The sequence below is a fragment of the Pseudomonas sp. NFACC13-1 genome (assembly GCF_900104425.1).
Classification (GTDB): domain Bacteria; phylum Pseudomonadota; class Gammaproteobacteria; order Pseudomonadales; family Pseudomonadaceae; genus Aquipseudomonas; species Aquipseudomonas fluorescens_AA.
In genome coordinates this window covers 95,924-111,638 of sequence record NZ_FMXV01000005.1, presented here as the reverse complement: position 1 = coordinate 111,638, position 15,715 = coordinate 95,924, and the positions used below count along the sequence as shown (strand labels likewise).

Here is a 15,715-nt window from a genome sequence, read left to right as displayed (position 1 = left end):
ATCGCAGGCTTCGCCAGCTCCTACAGAGTCGAGCGGGAGCAAGCTCCCTCGCCATAGGGGCCGTGTTGTCGCAAAAAAAACGAATGACCGATGAGCTGATTCGACCTCCCCCACCCCATCACCCGCCGTCACCGCACTGTCACATCCATCTGCTGTGCTGGGCCGCATTCCGCTTCTGGCAAAGGACTTCGGCCATGTTCTCCGTGCTTCGCCCGCACCGCTTCAAACTCGCCCTGCTTCTGCTGGCGGCCAACCTCGGGCTGATCCTGCATTTGGCCAGCGGCGAGCTCAAACCCATTGCCGAATGGGTCTGGCTGGATATTCTCGGCGAAGGTGGCTCGGCGCTGCTGGCGCTGGTCTGGCTGGGGCTGGTATTGAAAAGCCGCCCGGCCGGGCGGGTGACCAACTACCTGGTCCTGGGCCTGGGCTGCATCTTCTTTTCCTGGTGGATCGACTGCCTCGACGAATTCATCCGTTTGCCCGACAGCATCACCTGGGATCACTGGCTCGAGTCCGGGCCCATGCCGGTGGGCATGATCCTGCTGACCCTCGGCATCTATCACTGGCACCGCGAACAGCTGGCGATCAACGGGCAAATGGAGAAGCGCGAGCGACTGTTCCGTGAGCACCGCCTGTTCGACAAGCTCACGCCGTTGGGGGGCGCCGACTTTCTCAAACACGAACTGTCCGCCAGCCTGGAAGACACTCGGCGCCGCCAGCAGCCACTGTCGTTGCTGGCCCTGGACCTGGACAACTTCACCGCCATCAACCAACGCTTCGGCCACGGCGAAGGCGACGCGGTGTTGCAGGCGATCAGTCAGTTGCTGGTCTTGAACCTGCGTCGCCAGGACCTGCTGTGCCGCCTGGCCGGCGATCGCTTCGTGGTGCTGCTGCCCGACACCGGCGAGAGCCAGGCCCGGCGCCTGGCCCTGGAGCTGGAAATCGCGGTGCGCAGCCTGGCCCACAAGACCCGGCAACACAGCGAGCGCTTGCAACTGGCCGCCAGCACGGCGGTGGTGATGGCGTTCGACGAAGCCCCCGACGCTTTGCTCAAACGCCTGAACCTGGCACTGGCCCAGTCCCGGACCACGCTGGCGAAAAGCGCATGACGCTCAAGACCTGCTGGTACGAAACCGACAGCCGCTTCATTCCGGGGCACTATCAGCCAGCCGCGCTGATTGACCTGGCGCTGTCGCGGGACATCGACAGCCATCGCCTCCTGCGCGGCACCGGACTGTTCCATGACGATATCCTCGCCGGACAGAGCCGCATCAGCCCGCAGCAATTCCTCGGCCTGATCGACAACAGCCGGCGCCTGCTGGATGCCAGCGACAGCAGTTTCCTGTTTGGCCAGCGGCTGTTGCCCGGTCACTACGGACCCGCGAGCCACGCCTTGCGCCACGCGCAGAATCTGCATCAGGCCTTGCAAAGCCTGATCGACCAGCAGGCGCTGCTCAGCCCGTTGGCAGCCCCGCGCCTGTTGCTGGACGAGCACTACGCCTATGTCCATTGGCTGGACAGCTGCGGCGCCGGGGAACAATGGCGCTTCGTGCTGGAGGCGAGCATGACCTCGATGGTGGCGATGAGCGCCTGGCTCAGCGGTGAACGCCTGCCCTGGCAGTGCAGTTTCCGCCACAGCGAGCCGCGTTACGTCGAGCAGTATTGGGTGCACCTGGGCGAGCACACACAATTCGACCGTCCCCTGGACCTGATGCGCCTGCCCCGCCACTGCCTCGCCCAGCCGTGGCCCAACGTGTCGGCCACCGCTGGCCAGGTGGCGCGGATCGAAGCCCGGGACCAGCTCGACCAACTGGGCTTCGCGTCAAGTTTCCTGGATTGCCTCTACGACTACCTGCACGCCCATGTGCAGCAGACGCCAAGCCTGGAACAGACCGCCCAGGCCTTCGCCATGAGCCCGGCGACCCTCAAGCGCAAGTTGCACAAGCACCACACCGGGTTCCAGCAACAGGTCGACCGGGTGCACACCCACGTGGCGTTGTATCTGTACCAGGTCAAGGGGTTCAGCAACGAGGAAGTGGCGCAGTACCTGCGCTTCAACGATACGGCGAACTTCCGTCGCTCGTTCAAGCGCTGGACCGGCAGCACGCCGAATCTGATCCGGCAGTTGCTGATGCTGGGCTGAACTGTGGGAGCGAGCTTGCTCGCGATAGCGTTGGATCAGCAGCAGGTTGACGACTGATGCACCGCTATCGCGAGCAAGCTCGCTCCCACAGGTTTTCATTCAGCTTTCAACTCACGGATCAGTCTTCGCCAATCTCCACCACATCGCCATTCAAACGCACCGGCCACACCCGCAGGCTTTGCTCCGGATATTCCAGGCAATGCCCGTCTTCCAGGCGGAAATGCTGCTTGTACATCGGCGAGGCAATCACCAGCTCACCCTTGATGCTGCCCAGCAGGCCGCGGCCGATGACGTTCGCACCGGACTTGGGGTCGCGGTTGTCGATGGCGTACAGCGGCTTGTCCTCATGTTCCGGCAGATAGAGCAACGCCACTTGGCTGCCGTCGTGCCAGGCGACCACGCCGGAGTTCGGCACCAGGTCGGCGCGGCTGCACAGGGCGCGCCACTGCAAGGGCTCCTGGGCGACATCGCGGGCGGGCATACGAACGACGTTTGATTGGCTCATCAGAGCACCTCCTCGGTAACGGGAATCAGGTGGAGTTCATGGGCGTGAACCGGTCGACGCTGGCCGCGCTCGCGGACGAAGTGAACGTCCGGATCGCCGCGCTTGTCGTTGACGAAGGTGCGGAAACGCTTGAGTTTGTCCGGGTCCTTCAAGGCGTTGGCCCATTCGCATTCGTAGCGGTCGACCACCAGTTGCATCTGGGCTTCAAGCTCGGCGCCCAGGCCGAGGCTGTCGTCGATGATCACGTCTTTGAGGTAGTCCAGGCCACCTTCCAGGCTTTCGCGCCAGACCGAGGTGCGTTGCAGCTTGTCGGCGGTGCGGATGTAGAACATCAGGAAACGATCGATGTAGCGGATCAGCGTGGCGTCATCCAGGTCCGTGGCGAACAGCTCGGCGTGACGGGGACGCATGCCGCCGTTGCCGGCCACGTAGAGGTTCCAGCCCTTCTCGGTGGCGATCACGCCGATGTCCTTGCCCTGGGCCTCGGCGCACTCGCGGGTGCAACCGGACACGGCGAACTTGAGCTTGTGCGGCGAGCGCAGGCCTTTGTAGCGATCTTCGAGGGTCAGGGCCATCTGCACACTGTCCTGCACGCCGTAGCGGCACCAGGTACTGCCCACGCAGGATTTCACCGTACGGGTGGATTTGCCGTAGGCATGGCCGGTTTCGAAACCGGCTTCGATCAGCTCGGCCCAGATGTCCGGCAACTGGTGCAACTGGGCGCCGAACAGGTCGATGCGCTGGCCGCCGGTGATCTTGGTGTAGAGGTCGTATTTCTTCGCGACCACGCCGATGGCGATGAGTTTGTCGGCGGTGATTTCCCCACCGGCGATGCGCGGCACCACCGAGTAGGTGCCGTTTTTCTGCATGTTCGCCATGAAGGTGTCGTTGGTGTCCTGCAGCGCTACCAGGGACGGGTCCATGATCGGCTGGTTCCAGCACGACGCCAGGATCGAGCCCACCGCCGGCTTGCACAGGTCGCAGCCGGTGTGACCACGACCGTGCTTGGCCAGCAGTTCTTCGAAACTGATGATGCCTTCAACGCGCACCAGCGCATACAACGCCTGGCGGGTGTAGGCGAAGTGTTCGCACAGGCTCTTGTCGACGCTGACGCCACGGGCAATCAATTCGTGCTCGAACACTTGCTTGACCAGGGCCGCGCAACCACCGCAACCGGTACCGGCCTTGGTGTCGCACTTGAGCTGGCCGAGATCGGTACAGCCGCCGTCGATGGCCGAGCAGATCGAGCCCTTGGTCACGTTGTGGCACGAGCAAATCGTCGCGGTTTCGGGCAACGCCGCCGGGCCCAGGGTCGGGGCGCCTTCGGACGATGGCAGGATCAGGCTGGCGGCATCCTTGGGCAAGGCGATGCCGTTCTGCATGTATTGCAGCAAGGTGTCGTAGTAGCTGTTGTCCCCCACCAGCACCGCGCCGATCACGCGCTTGCCGGTGGCGTCCACCACCAGCCGCCGGTAGCTGGCGCTGGTTTCGTCGATGAACTGGAAGCTGCGCGAACCTGGAGTGTTGCCATGGGCATCGCCGATGGAGCCGACGTCCACGCCCAGCAACTTGAGCTTGGTGGACATGTCGGCGCCGGTGAAGGCTTCAGCGCTTTCGCCGCACAGCCGGGCCGCGACGTTGCGGGCCATCTGGTAGCCCGGCGCGACCAGGCCGAAAATGCTGCCGTTCCAGGCTGCGCATTCGCCGATGGCGTAGATGTCCGGATCGCTGCTCTGGCAATGATCGTCGATCACCACGCCACCGCGCGGGCCGATCTGCAGGTCGCTCTGGCGCGCCAGGGCATCCTGGGCGCGGATACCGGCGGAAAACACGATGAGGTCCGTTTCCAGGAAATCGTCGTCGCCGAAATTCATCCGATAACGGTACTGCTCGCCGGCGCTGATGGACTGGGTGCCCTTGGACAGGTGCACGCCGACGCCCAGGCTTTCAATGCGCGCCTTGAGGGCCAAGCCGCCCTGGGTGTCCAACTGCACCGGCATCAGCCGTGGCGCGAATTCCACCACATGGGCTTCCAGGCCCAGGGTCTTGAGGGCATTGGCCGCCTCCAGGCCCAGCAGGCCGCCACCGACCACCACGCCGCGGCGGGCATGGCTGGCAGCGGCGCGGATCGCATCCAGGTCTTCAAGGGTGCGGTAGACCAGGCAAGAATCCCCCTCGGCGCCCTGGATCGGCGGCACAAACGGGTAGGAACCGGTGGCGAGCACCAGTTTGTCGTAGCTGAGGCGCTCCCGAGCAGTGACGACCTGGCGCGCCTGGCGGTCGATTTCCAGCACGGGAACGCCCAGGTGCAACGTGACGCCGGGGGTCTGGTACAACGACGCTTCGCCCAGGGCCAGGGACTCGGCATCACGCCCGGAGAAGTATTCGGACAAGTGCACGCGGTCGTAGGCACGCATCGGCTCTTCGCTGAACACATGCACGTGGTAATGATTGAGGGCACCGCGTTCGATCAGTTGCTCAACGCAGTGATGGCCGACCATGCCATTGCCGATCACGATCAGCGTTTGCAGCTTGTTCAGAGAAGCAACGTTGGAATTCATAAAAAGCACCCGACAAAAGCCCATCACGATTTTGAAAGCAAAAAAAAGACGCCTGAAACCTTGCGGTTCCAGGCGTCTTTGCCTGTTCTGTGCGGTATCGGTCCGGCGACTGCGCCCTGACCTACCGTTGTCCCCCGGCCTGTTGGCGCTCGATCTTCGTTGACCGACGGGGCTGCCCACTCGGCTGTGTTCGCGGTGGGCCTGAATAACCTCTTGCAGCGAGCGTGCCAAACCTTATCCGCGACTGTATCCACAACCTCGCATTCGCCGACGCCCCCCTGTGGGAGCGGGCCTGGCTGCCGAACCGTCAGCCCAGCCACCGCAAGCTGACCAGCCCCTGCGGCGTTTCGCAGGCACCGCCAACTGCCTTGCGATGGTGCGATCACTCCGCCCGCGGCTTCATAAAAGTGCAGCCGTTCGCACCCGTCGTTCACCGTCAGACCGTCATCGCGAGCAAGCTCGCTCCCACAGGGGGAGTTGCGGTTGAGCCCAACCCTCTGTGGGAGCGAGCTTGCTCGCGATAGCGGTGGGTCAGCTTGAAGGGTTATCGGCGGTCCTGGCCACCATCGCCACGATACTGACCAACAACTCTTCCTTCGCCTCGTCAGCGCTGATTTCCCCGGTGGCGGCGGCATTGGACAGTGCTTCCGCCGCTCCCAGCATCGCCCGCAAACCGGCCTGGGTGATGCCCTTCGTGCCGGCGAACGGCTCCAGCACCGCGCGGCATTTGTCGAGAAAAATACCCTCGTATTCGCGCTTGATACGTTCCAGCTCCGGCGAACTGGTCAACGCTGCAATCACCCCCGGAATCTCTCGGCCTTGCAACAACACGCATTCGACGTAGGAAGAAGCGATCACCGCCGCCCGGCTTTGCAAGGTGGCGTCACTGGCATCCAGGGCCGCCTCCATCCGTGCGGTCTGACGGGCATCGAAATCCTGGTAAAGCGCCGCCAGCAGCCCAGATCGGGTAATGAAGTGGTTGTAGACGATGGGTTTGGTCACCCCCGCCTGGTCCGCCAGCCGGGCCAGGGTCAGGGCGTCGCTGCCCTCCTCCCGCACCAGTCGCCAGGCGACATCCAGCAATTGGCGCTGCCGGTCGTGCCGGGATAAACGACGCCGAGGTGAAGCCTGCGAATGTTCGTCAGTGCTTGACATGCTAACTTTACCAACCGTAACTTACTAAGCGTAACTTAAGCATACCTGTCATCAAGACCTCGTGACCAGAAGGAGTTTCGCCATGCATGCACTCATCGTTGTGGCTCACCATGATCCGCGCTCCCTCACCCACAGCCTGGCCGGGAAAATCGCCGAGGGCATCACCCGCGCCAACCCTGCCGATACGTTCGAGATCGCCGACCTGGCTGCCGAAGGCTTCGATCCGCGCTTCAGCTTCGCCGACCACGCCGTGCACCACCGCGAGGCCTTGCCGCCAGCGGATGTGCTGGCCGAGCAAGCCAGAATCGACCGTGCCGACGCGTTGGTGCTGGTCTATCCGATTTATTGGTGGTCCATGCCGGCACTGCTCAAGGGCTGGATCGACCGGGTGTTCTCCAACGGCTGGGCGTTTGATTTCAGCCTCGACAAGCCGTTCATCCAGAAGCTGCGGCACTTGCGGGTTCATTTGGTGGAAGTCGGTGGCGCCGATGCCGACAGCTTCCAACGCCACGGCTACGGCGAGGCGATGACCACGCAGATCGACCATGGCATTTTCGGTTATTGCGGCGCCCGGGTAGTGAGTTCCCAGCGTTTGCTCGACTCGGAAACCGCCGATCCGCAACAGCATTTGCAGGCCGCCGGCGTTATCGGCCAACGGTTATTCGCAACGCTCGACGAAACCACCCAGGCGCCCGCGACCGCATGCGCCTGAGCTCAGAGCGCACGTCCACGGGCGGCCGACAGCGTCGCGTCACGCCCATAGATATCCGGGACGTACACCGCCTGGCCCTGGCTGTCCGCTTGTGCTGTCCAGTAGCCCAGCAGGATCGGCACGGGCCGGGCCAGCCTGAACTCGTGGGTCGACTCACTGGCCAGCAACGTGTCGGTGCGTGCGCGTTCGGCCGGGCTTACCAGCAGGTCGCGCAGGTGCATCACTTGCTCGATCCGCACGCAGCCTGAACTGAAGGCCCGTGGCCCTTTGCTGAACAACGCCTGGCTCGGTGTGTCATGCAGGTACACCGAAAACGGATTGGGAAAACGGATCGCCATTTTGCCCAACGGGTTCTTCGGACCTGGATCCTGACGCAGCATGAGGTTGCCCGGGTGCTCCCAGTCGATATCTTCCGCCAGCAACGGCAGGCCATCGCCATCGAGGATCCGCAGGTTGTGACGGCTGAGAAACTCCGGATCGCGGCGGATCTCGGGCAGTTTGTCTTCGCGCATGATGGTCGGCGGAATGGTCCAGGTCGGGTTGAGTGTCAGCCGGGTGACGTGGGATTTGAGCAGCGGCGTCTGCCGTTGCGCACGGCCCACCTGGGTGCGGGTTTGCCAGACCGGCGCGCCGCCCTGGTAAACCGTCAACTGCGCCGCCGCCACGTTGACCAGGACGCTGTCGGTCTCCACGTCCTGGGCCAGCCAGCGCATGCGCTCCAGGTTGATGCGCAACTGCTCGCGGCGCATGGCCGGGCTGATGTTCAGTTCGGTGACGGTCCACGGCCCCACCACGCCATCGGCCTGCAACGAATGCTGGGCCTGGAAGCTCTTCATCGCCTCCACCAGCATGGGGCTGTAGTGCTCGTCGCTCACCTGCGGCGGCGTACTCAGATATCCCTCGTTGAACAGTCGTTGGGCCAGGGCGGGTACGCGGGCGTCCTGTTTGTCCGGTTGCAGCAACGGCCCGCCCGGCACCGCTTGCCATTCGGCCAAAGGCTGTTGCCGCAGCCGGGCATAGAGGCCGCGCAGGTTGCGGTAGAGGTCCAGGTTCGGCCGTGCCTGTTCAAAAGCGTCGGCCAGGTTCTGCAGGCCCAGCCCGGCGATGGCCAGCACCACGGCCGGGTGGTTCTGTGGCGGTGGGTTGGCCTTCCACACCGGTTCCAGCCGGTCTTGCGGCAGGTAGCCGAAACGCAGGTCATGCAAGGCTTGCAGGTAGCGCCGGCTGATGGCGATATCGGCACAATGAGGGCCTTGGGTTGCCCCCTCGCCCGGCAAGCCATAGCGCGCGGGATCCAGGCCGTCATCGGCAAGCTGTTGCAACTGGACCTGCAACGCCCCCCGTCGTTCGTCGTCCGACCAGACTTCCTGGCCTGCGTTTTGCTGATAGAACGCGTGCAAATCGAGCAGCGTCGGAAAGTCGACACCCACCGCGATGTCCGGGCATGCGACCGCCAATTGCGCCAGGGTGGTCTGCACCAGTGCCGGATCGCTGTCTTCGGCTGTGGCGACCAATGGCGCAGTGAGCAATAAAAGGCTCAGGTAACATGCGGACTTTTTGAACAACTGCTTTACTCCAATCCATGGCCGTCTCGTTGACGGTGAATTTTGCGACAGGTACGACCCGCCATCATGCAGACAAACAAAATCGGACGGGATGCCGCGAACGAACACCACGTTGGAACCCCTTCGCCTGTGTCGGGCCTTTTGCGCCGACTCTGCCTGGTCATGCTGGGCCTGGGCATCATTTGCAGCCCGGCACTGGCCGAAAAAAAGGCAAAGCCGCAGACGCTTTACCACAGCCTCGCCCAGGCAGCGCCGGAACTCAATCCCCTGGCGCTCAAAAGTGCCTTGAGCGCCATGCAATGCGCGGTCGCCAATGGCGCCGGCCAAGCCCGTCACCTGGCGGTGATCGACTACTCGCAACCGTCCACGGCCCGGCGTTTGTGGATCTTCGACTTGCGCCAGAAAAAACTGGTGCTGCGCGACCTGGTGGCTCATGGGCAGAAATCCGGGGAAAATTTCGCCACGCAATTCTCCAATCGCCTGGGCAGCTATCAGTCGAGCCTGGGCCTGTTCCGTACCCAGGAAAGCTACCAGGGCACCCACGGCTATTCACTGCGCATGGACGGCCTCGAACCGGGCTTCAATGACCAGGCCCGTGACCGGGCGATCGTGATCCATGCCGCCGACTACGTGAATCCGCTGTGGAGCGTGCGCCAGGGGCGTATCGGCCGCAGCCAGGGTTGCCCGGCGGTGCGCCCGCAAGTGGCGCGGCAGGTGATCGACAAGCTCAAGGGCGGCCAATTCATGTTTTCCTGGTACCCGGACCCGGGCTGGCTCAAGCGTTCGGCCTATCTCAACTGCCAGCCGCAACAGGTGGCGAGCATTCTGGCTACCAGCGGTGGCTGAACAGGCCGTCGCTGCGTAACTGAGCGGGAGCAAGCTGCCTCGCCGCAGGTTAAAATGCCGGCCTTTCGAATCGCTGGCCTTGCCTGATGACCCCTCAAGTTCTACATGACCTGCAGACCCATTTGCTGACAGCCCTGGCGTCCCCGCCGGAAGAAACCCGCCGTTTGTTCCATGGTCGCGGCCGTTGCTGGCCGGGGTTGGAGCAGATCACCGTCGACTGGCTGCAAGGGATTGTGCTGGTTTCGTTGTTCAAGGAACCGGAGCCGGCGCAGTTGGATGACCTGATGGCCATGCTGCTCGCCCTCGCCGCCTCGCCCGCCTGGAAAGACAGCGGCGCCCATACGCTTGCCGTGCAGCACCGCTACCTGCCCCAGAGCCTCACCCAATGGCTGGTGGGCGACCCCATCGACGAATGGACCCTGACCGAAGGTGGCCTGCGCTATCGGATCGACTTGGGCAAGAAACAGAACAACGGCCTGTTCCTCGACATGCGCTACGGTCGCGACTGGGTGCGGGCCAACGCCAGTGGCAAGCGGGTACTGAACCTGTTCGCCTACACCTGCGGTTTCTCGGTGGCGGCCATCGCCGGCGGTGCGCGGCATGTGGTCAACCTGGACATGTCGCGGGCGGCCCTGAGTCGAGGCCGTGACAACCATCGCCTGAACGGCCACGACCTTGGCCAGGTGAGTTTCCTCGGGCATGACCTGTTCAAATCCTGGGGCAAGGTGATCAATAGCGGGCCGTACGACCTGGTGATCATCGACCCGCCGACCTTCCAGAAAGGCAGCTTCCTGCTGACCAAGGACTACCAGCGGGTCCTGCGCCGCCTGCCGGAACTGCTGACGGCAGACGGCACGGTCCTGGCCTGCAGCAATGACCCGGCCACCGGCCCGGACTTCCTCATCGACGGGGTCACCCGCGAAGCCCCCGGCCTGAGGTTCGAGCAGCGCCTGGCCAACCCACCGGAGTTTCCCGATGCCGACGTGCAATGTGGCCTGAAGGCGCTGATCTTCAAAGCGGCAGCACCGGCCACCAGGCGGTAACCAGGCTCCTGGTCACCCGGCGCACCAAGGCCTCGACCTCCCGGCTCTTGACCGAGCGGTAGATGGCCATGGTGCGACGCAACTGATCCTCGTTGAGCGTCACCGGCTGGCCGCCCCTCCAATCCACATCGGCGACGGCTTCGAGTCCCGCGCGACGCCAGACGATCCGCTCGCCTTCGGTGACCGGCTCCAACGGGCTGGGTAATTCGGGGTCCGGCAGGACCAGGTTATCCAGCATGACCTGGGGCCAGCGGGACGGATCGATGGGCTCGCTGAAGGCATTCACCAGGTCGTCATCGACCGTTTCCCAGATCGCCAATCCTTCGGGCCAGTCGCGGGACATCAACCCCAGGTAAGGCCGCCAGGTCATCTCGCCGGTACGTGGGGTTTGATCGTTGCTATTGAACGTATCCTGGGCGTCGCTGAGCCATTCTATGAATGCCTCCCGGCTCATCTGTGCATGGCGTTGCAAGGGATCGATATAGCGATCCATCAGCGCGAAGTCCCAATGGGAGAGGTGTTCGGCCAGGAAACTCGCGAACGGCGCCCCGTCCCGGGCCAGTCGTGCACGCATCACCGACTCGAACATCGTGAAGTGCACCTCCAGCTCGCCGATGTCCGGCTGCTGCCGATCATGACTGCGGATTTGCAAACGCGTGCGCAGTTGGCGAAGTTGCACATCGAAATCGCCAATCAAGGTGGGCAGGCGGCCATAAACGTTTCCATCACCGATGAAGTGCTGCAGAACGGCCCCGGCCCTCTGGCGAACGCCAAACGCCAGCCCGGCTGGGGAATCCTCGTCGGCTTCGCGGACGCGGCCAGAAAACCAATCGATGAAACCCCGCATCCCGGGATCGTCACGGGCGACCTCCAGCGCCCTTTGGAGCGAGGCGGAAATATAGAGCCACTCGTCGACGGTGTAGTGAAACGCCTCGGGAAACACATTGCGCAGGGCATTGATCTGGGCGCTGGGCAAGGGATTGTCATCAAGCCAGACCCCAAGTGTGTCAAGGCTCGGCAAACGGTTGAGCGCAGGGAGCAGGTCATCCTGGATAGAGGTGATACGGTTGCCGCTGAGATCGACGACGAACGTATCGGAGATGAACACATCGGAATGCCTGGCCAGCACCGCCAAGGCCAACGAGGGCACCCGATCCAGGCCGGTCCTGCCCAGCTCCAGCGTCATCAGGTTTGCAAGCTCGGGGAGCTCCGGCAGGTCCCGGCAGTTGTTTCCACTCAGGCGCAGTTCCTGCAAAGCAGTGGCGCTGCGCAGGAAGGCGCTGCCCTCCTCGTCCAGCCGCAAGCCACAGCGCGCCAGGTTCAGCGCCCGCAGGTCAGGCAACGTGGCCGTCAGGGCCTGCAACTGCTCGGGCGTGAAATCCAGGTTGTCGGTCCAGATGACTTCACGCAGGGACGGTAGCGAGGCCAGGCTGCCAATGGCGGCAAGCACCTCGGCGTTGGTGCCCGAAGCCGCGCCGCTGCTGATCCCGGACACGTCCAGGGTCCATAACGGGATCGTGGGATCATCGCCCAGCAGAGGGGCAAACACATCCGGGTTCAAGTGCAACGGGTTGCGAGCCAATGACAGATCCACCAGCGCCCGCAACTCACCTACCGCTACGGGGACGGCGGTGAGGTGATTGCCTCGCAGGTTCAGCGATTCGATGCCGGGGAACATGCGCAGGAAGGCTGAAGGATCCTCGACCAGCTCCAGGTTGGCCAGCACCACCGATTCGATGTGCTCGAAACGAACAGGAATGGGCGGCAGCCTTCCGATGTTGACGTTCTCTATCCGCAGCACCAGCTCTGCGCCCTCCCGGCCCGGGTCAGGCGCGCGTTGCCAGGCCCGGCGGATTTCCCTCGCGATGACCTGGCGCTGCGCGACGAGCGCCTCACGGTCCAGAACCTGTTCGGCGGGATGGTGAAAGCCTTCCTGGTCGACCCATTGGCGCAGCCCCTCGTCCAAGGTGGTCCATTCATGCTCCAGGCGGTTGATCACATCGTTGAGGCTGATGCCCTCGAGCCCGGCCTGTTCGGTCAGGCCAAGCTGCAGCCGTTCCAGTGCATTGCCCGCGTGGGCGGGATAGAGCCGCTCCAGGCGCTGACGCGTGCTGCCTTGCCATTCCTGCAACGGCAGCCGGCCACGGCCGCTGAGCGGGTAAACCAGGTGTCCGTTCAGCCATTGCGGACGAGACCCGAGGCTGCCCAGGCGACGCATCGCCAAGTACGGACGCAGGGCTTGCCGGTCTTCCAGGGCCTGTGCCAGCAGTTGGCTGCGCAGCCGCTCCGCCTCCCAGATGTTCAGGCCCAGGGCGCTGCGCGCTTCATCCGGCATCGCCCTTAGCAGCGCCGCCTCCAGGGCCACGGCGTTCGCCAGTTCTTCGCCGGTTTCGTCGAAGGGGCGATACCGTTCACCTTCCTGGCGGATGACCTTCAGTGGTCCGGCGTCCCCCAGCCCGACCGGATCCGCCAGCTCGCGCAACCACAGGCGCAGGTGCAGACGCCCGCGGAGCCTGGGCATATCCGCCAGCAGGCCCATGACGATGCGATCCCGATCGACGCTGCTTTCGCCACGCTCCAGGGCGCGCAGCGCACGGCTCAAGCGCAGCTCGCGCAACGCTTCGGCCGCCTGCCTGCCGAGCTGCCCAGCCACCCGCCCCTCGAGCAAACGCAGCCGGTCATCGCCCGTCACGTCGCGCACAAGTTCGTTGGCGATGGATTCAGGCAGGCTCGGGAATGCCTGGACCAAGGGCACTGCCAGCGGATCGAGCCGGGTGGACCTGCCCATGGCCATCGTCACCCGCCTGGCGTCACGCTCCAGGCGTGCGGCCCAACGGCCGGCCAACAGACGACTTCGCTCCAGCGGTTGCAAACCGATACTGCTTTGCCCCAGCAGTACGGTCTGCTCGTCGCTGCTCAGACCTTCCAGGATGCGAGCGGCCCAAGCGTCATGGGCCAGGTCGGTTTTGGTCAGGAGGATGGAACGGGTGTCGGCCGTATCGCCTACCGGGTACAGATTGATGCCATCGTGGTAGCGCAAGGTCATGTCTTCCGGCCAGCCCGGCAACTCCACGAGGGTCTGGACAATGCGAAAATGCGTTCCTTGTGGTGCTTCGCCACGCCGCAGGCGTTCGATGGTGTGCCGCACCCATTGCCAGTTCCGTGCCTCGTCCAGGGCGTCGGCCAATATGGCCGGCATCGGCCGCGCCTCCACTTGCAGGTAGCGCAGATGCGCTTCGCCGATACCGACCTGGCGTTGCACGGCCAGGATCGTAGGGTCGTCGAGTTCGACGGGCGTCTCGGGGAAGGTTCGCAACAGCTCCAGGCCACTTCGCTGCAAGGGGTTGCGGTGCGTCCACTGCCAGCCTCGCGTGCGGTTCCATTCCAGCGGCGGGGCAACGCCTCTATGCCCGGGAGGCAGGCGCAGATTCACCTTGTCCCGCGTGCCTTGCACTTCGAAGTAACGATCCTCGATCCGCACCCAGGCCTCGTCAGCGGTGCGCCAGACACCCCAGGCGTCCTGCTCGGCCTCCACCGGAGGCAAGCGCTGTGCTTCAAAGGAGCGCACGTCGCCATTCCACAGCCGGGTGGTGCCGTCAGCCACCGGCATGGGCTCGATGGCGGCGCCAATGAAGCCCAGGTAAGCGCCTTGGGCAACCCCGAACAAGGCGTTGAAGATATGCTCGATACCTTCTTGCGCATGCCCTTCATTGAACGCCTGGATCCCTTCGAAGATTTCGTACACCAGGCGCACCCCGCCGACCGCGGCGGCCACCATGCCGACGGGCGCGCAGAACGGGAAAAAGGTCGCGGCGACCATCAGCGAACGCTCGACCAGGCTTTCCCAGTATTCGAGGCGTGCCAGCAGCGCCCGCCAGTCCTGGTCCCGGGTCGGGACCATCAATGCCGAGGCGTTGGCCAAGGTATGACCGCGCCATTCATGGTAGGTGGAGTGCCAGGGATCCTCGCGCAGTTCATCCAGTCCCCAGGCCACCTTGGGCGTGGGGATCCGGATGCGTCGAGGGTTGTCGTCCTCGCCTCGCTCACCCTCGCGCCAACCGGTGATGCGGGCATGGATTTCCTGGAAGAGGTTGAGGTTGTCCGTGACCTTCCACTCCACCTGATCGTGCAGGGCCGACCCCAGGCTGGCCTGTAGACGCAGCGGCAGATAACGCAACAGGGTCTGGCGGTAACTGCGTTTGCGGACCCGCTCGGTCAGCTCGGCCGACAGTGCCTGCAAGCTGGGAAACTGCTTGAGCGGTGCCACTGCATCATGAGGCATGTGCAGCACGATCGGGCGAACACCCTTGGCATCTCCTTCCAGTCCCCAGTACACCCGTGCGCCGAACAACGGCGCCGACAGCAACGCCAGCGCCTTGACCTCGCAGGCCAGGGGCGCCACGGGCCGATCTTCCAACTGCACGCCGACATGGGCCAGTAAACGCTCACCGGTGTTGTCCAGGCGTCCATCCAGCTTCGCCTCGTAGGCGTCATAGGCGAGCTGGCTGCGTGCATAGGCCATGTAAGCCGTGGCGACAATGGGTACTTGACGGCCGATACGCGGCAGCCGCCATTCGAGCGAGCGCCGATAAGCCCCGCCCACATCCACGCTGCGGCACAGGCGAGCGAAGCTGGCCGGGGTCATGGGCAGCGGCGTGGTGTCCGCTGGGGCACCCCAACGATAGAACTCCCCAGGCTTGCCCTTGATGAAAAGCTCGCCTTTTCGATCGAACGCGCTGCCGGTGACTGCATCGTCGGGAGGATAGTTGCGCATGGCCGCCTCGACGATCGACAGCGCGGGGTCCGTGACGAACGAACTGCGCCGGACCCTTGCCCGACGTAGCGCATCCGCGGCATCGCCGCGGCCATTCACCTGGCTCCAGCCTTGCACCTGCGGCTGCTCCTTGAGCAGGTCGAGGGTAAAGGCATAGGGCGCGGGCAGGTCCTTGAGCAATGCGTTGAGTGCATCGCTGTCGTGTTGCAGTTGCCGGGTGAGCACCCTGAAGCGCTCCTGCCGGGGCCGTGGGGCTCGTTTCAGCCAGGCGGGCAGCCTGGCCTGGATAAACTCGACATGGGTATCGAGGGTAGACATGGTGGACCTCCATCCTTGGGGGCGATTGGGTATTCGACAGGTGACGTACGCTTGACCGGCACGAACCCGATGCTCCAAGAAATGGCTGTCTTT

General features: G+C 64.0%; 10 protein-coding genes. 5 read left to right on the top strand and 5 right to left on the bottom strand.

The annotated features are described in order from the left end of the window. Positions 1–194: 194 nt before the first annotated feature. Positions 195–1,109, top strand: coding sequence for a GGDEF domain-containing protein (locus BLQ55_RS08855; protein WP_092253437.1), 915 nt, complete (start codon positions 195–197; stop codon positions 1,107–1,109). Further along, the gene (locus BLQ55_RS08850; protein ID WP_092199537.1) at positions 1,106–2,143 is read left to right on the top strand and encodes an AraC family transcriptional regulator; all 1,038 of its coding nucleotides are present in this window, start codon (positions 1,106–1,108) and stop codon (positions 2,141–2,143) included. Before BLQ55_RS08855 ends, BLQ55_RS08850 begins: the two co-directional genes overlap by 4 nt. 118 nt (positions 2,144–2,261) lie before the next feature. Here BLQ55_RS08850 and nirD read toward each other — a convergent pair whose 3' ends face one another. The 3 genes from nirD to BLQ55_RS08835 all read right to left on the bottom strand — a co-directional run bounded on the left by nirD (position 2,262) and on the right by BLQ55_RS08835 (position 6,364). Continuing rightward, positions 2,262–2,648 (bottom strand): nitrite reductase small subunit NirD, encoded by a 387-nt coding sequence (gene nirD / locus BLQ55_RS08845; protein WP_092253436.1) that lies wholly within the window; start codon positions 2,646–2,648, stop codon positions 2,262–2,264. Next, positions 2,648–5,209 carry a nitrite reductase large subunit NirB gene (gene nirB, locus BLQ55_RS08840; RefSeq protein ID WP_092253434.1) on the bottom strand — a complete coding sequence of 854 codons (2,562 nt, stop codon included), beginning with the start codon at positions 5,207–5,209 and terminating at the stop codon, positions 2,648–2,650. The genes nirD and nirB overlap by 1 nt, the downstream gene beginning before the upstream one ends. Before the next feature lie 531 nt (positions 5,210–5,740). After that, on the bottom strand, positions 5,741–6,364 hold the full coding sequence (locus BLQ55_RS08835; RefSeq protein WP_092253432.1) for a TetR/AcrR family transcriptional regulator: 624 nt from the start codon (positions 6,362–6,364) through the stop codon (positions 5,741–5,743). An 82-nt stretch (positions 6,365–6,446) separates the two neighbouring features. Between BLQ55_RS08835 and BLQ55_RS08830 the strand changes: the two genes are divergently transcribed. Then, positions 6,447–7,076, top strand: a complete 630-nt coding sequence (locus BLQ55_RS08830; RefSeq protein WP_092199526.1) for an NAD(P)H-dependent oxidoreductase — start codon at positions 6,447–6,449, stop codon at positions 7,074–7,076. Between the two features lie 2 nt (positions 7,077–7,078). Here the strand turns inward: BLQ55_RS08830 and BLQ55_RS08825 are convergent, their stop codons facing one another. Further along, positions 7,079–8,641 carry a L,D-transpeptidase family protein gene (locus BLQ55_RS08825; protein ID WP_092253430.1) on the bottom strand — a complete coding sequence of 521 codons (1,563 nt, stop codon included), beginning with the start codon at positions 8,639–8,641 and terminating at the stop codon, positions 7,079–7,081. Positions 8,642–8,803: 162 nt separating this feature from the next. Between BLQ55_RS08825 and BLQ55_RS08820 the strand changes: the two genes are divergently transcribed. Continuing rightward, entirely contained in the window at positions 8,804–9,487 is a 684-nt protein-coding gene (locus tag BLQ55_RS08820; protein WP_170847579.1) for a murein L,D-transpeptidase catalytic domain family protein, read from the top strand. A gap of 86 nt (positions 9,488–9,573) precedes the next feature. Further along, complete coding sequence (locus BLQ55_RS08815; RefSeq protein WP_092199517.1) at positions 9,574–10,530, top strand: class I SAM-dependent methyltransferase; 957 nt, start codon at positions 9,574–9,576, stop codon at positions 10,528–10,530. Here BLQ55_RS08815 and BLQ55_RS08810 read toward each other — a convergent pair. Further along, the gene (locus BLQ55_RS08810; RefSeq protein ID WP_092253428.1) at positions 10,499–15,622 is read right to left on the bottom strand and encodes a dermonecrotic toxin domain-containing protein; all 5,124 of its coding nucleotides are present in this window, start codon (positions 15,620–15,622) and stop codon (positions 10,499–10,501) included. The genes BLQ55_RS08815 and BLQ55_RS08810 overlap by 32 nt on opposite strands. Positions 15,623–15,715 lie beyond the last annotated feature (93 nt).

Bases quoted from the DNA above. Each gene is read 5' to 3' on its own strand.
- BLQ55_RS08815 (WP_092199517.1), top strand. From the start codon at position 9,574: ATGACCCCTCAAGTTCTACATGACCTGCAGACCCATTTGCTGACAGCC.
- BLQ55_RS08850 (WP_092199537.1), top strand. From the start codon at position 1,106: ATGACGCTCAAGACCTGCTGGTACGAAACCGACAGCCGCTTCATTCCG.
- BLQ55_RS08820 (WP_170847579.1), top strand. From the start codon at position 8,804: ATGCTGGGCCTGGGCATCATTTGCAGCCCGGCACTGGCCGAAAAAAAG.
- BLQ55_RS08835 (WP_092253432.1), bottom strand. From the start codon at position 6,364: ATGTCAAGCACTGACGAACATTCGCAGGCTTCACCTCGGCGTCGTTTA.
- BLQ55_RS08810 (WP_092253428.1), bottom strand. From the start codon at position 15,622: ATGTCTACCCTCGATACCCATGTCGAGTTTATCCAGGCCAGGCTGCCC.
- BLQ55_RS08855 (WP_092253437.1), top strand. From the start codon at position 195: ATGTTCTCCGTGCTTCGCCCGCACCGCTTCAAACTCGCCCTGCTTCTG.
- nirB (WP_092253434.1), bottom strand. From the start codon at position 5,209: ATGAATTCCAACGTTGCTTCTCTGAACAAGCTGCAAACGCTGATCGTG.
- BLQ55_RS08830 (WP_092199526.1), top strand. From the start codon at position 6,447: ATGCATGCACTCATCGTTGTGGCTCACCATGATCCGCGCTCCCTCACC.
- nirD (WP_092253436.1), bottom strand. From the start codon at position 2,648: ATGAGCCAATCAAACGTCGTTCGTATGCCCGCCCGCGATGTCGCCCAG.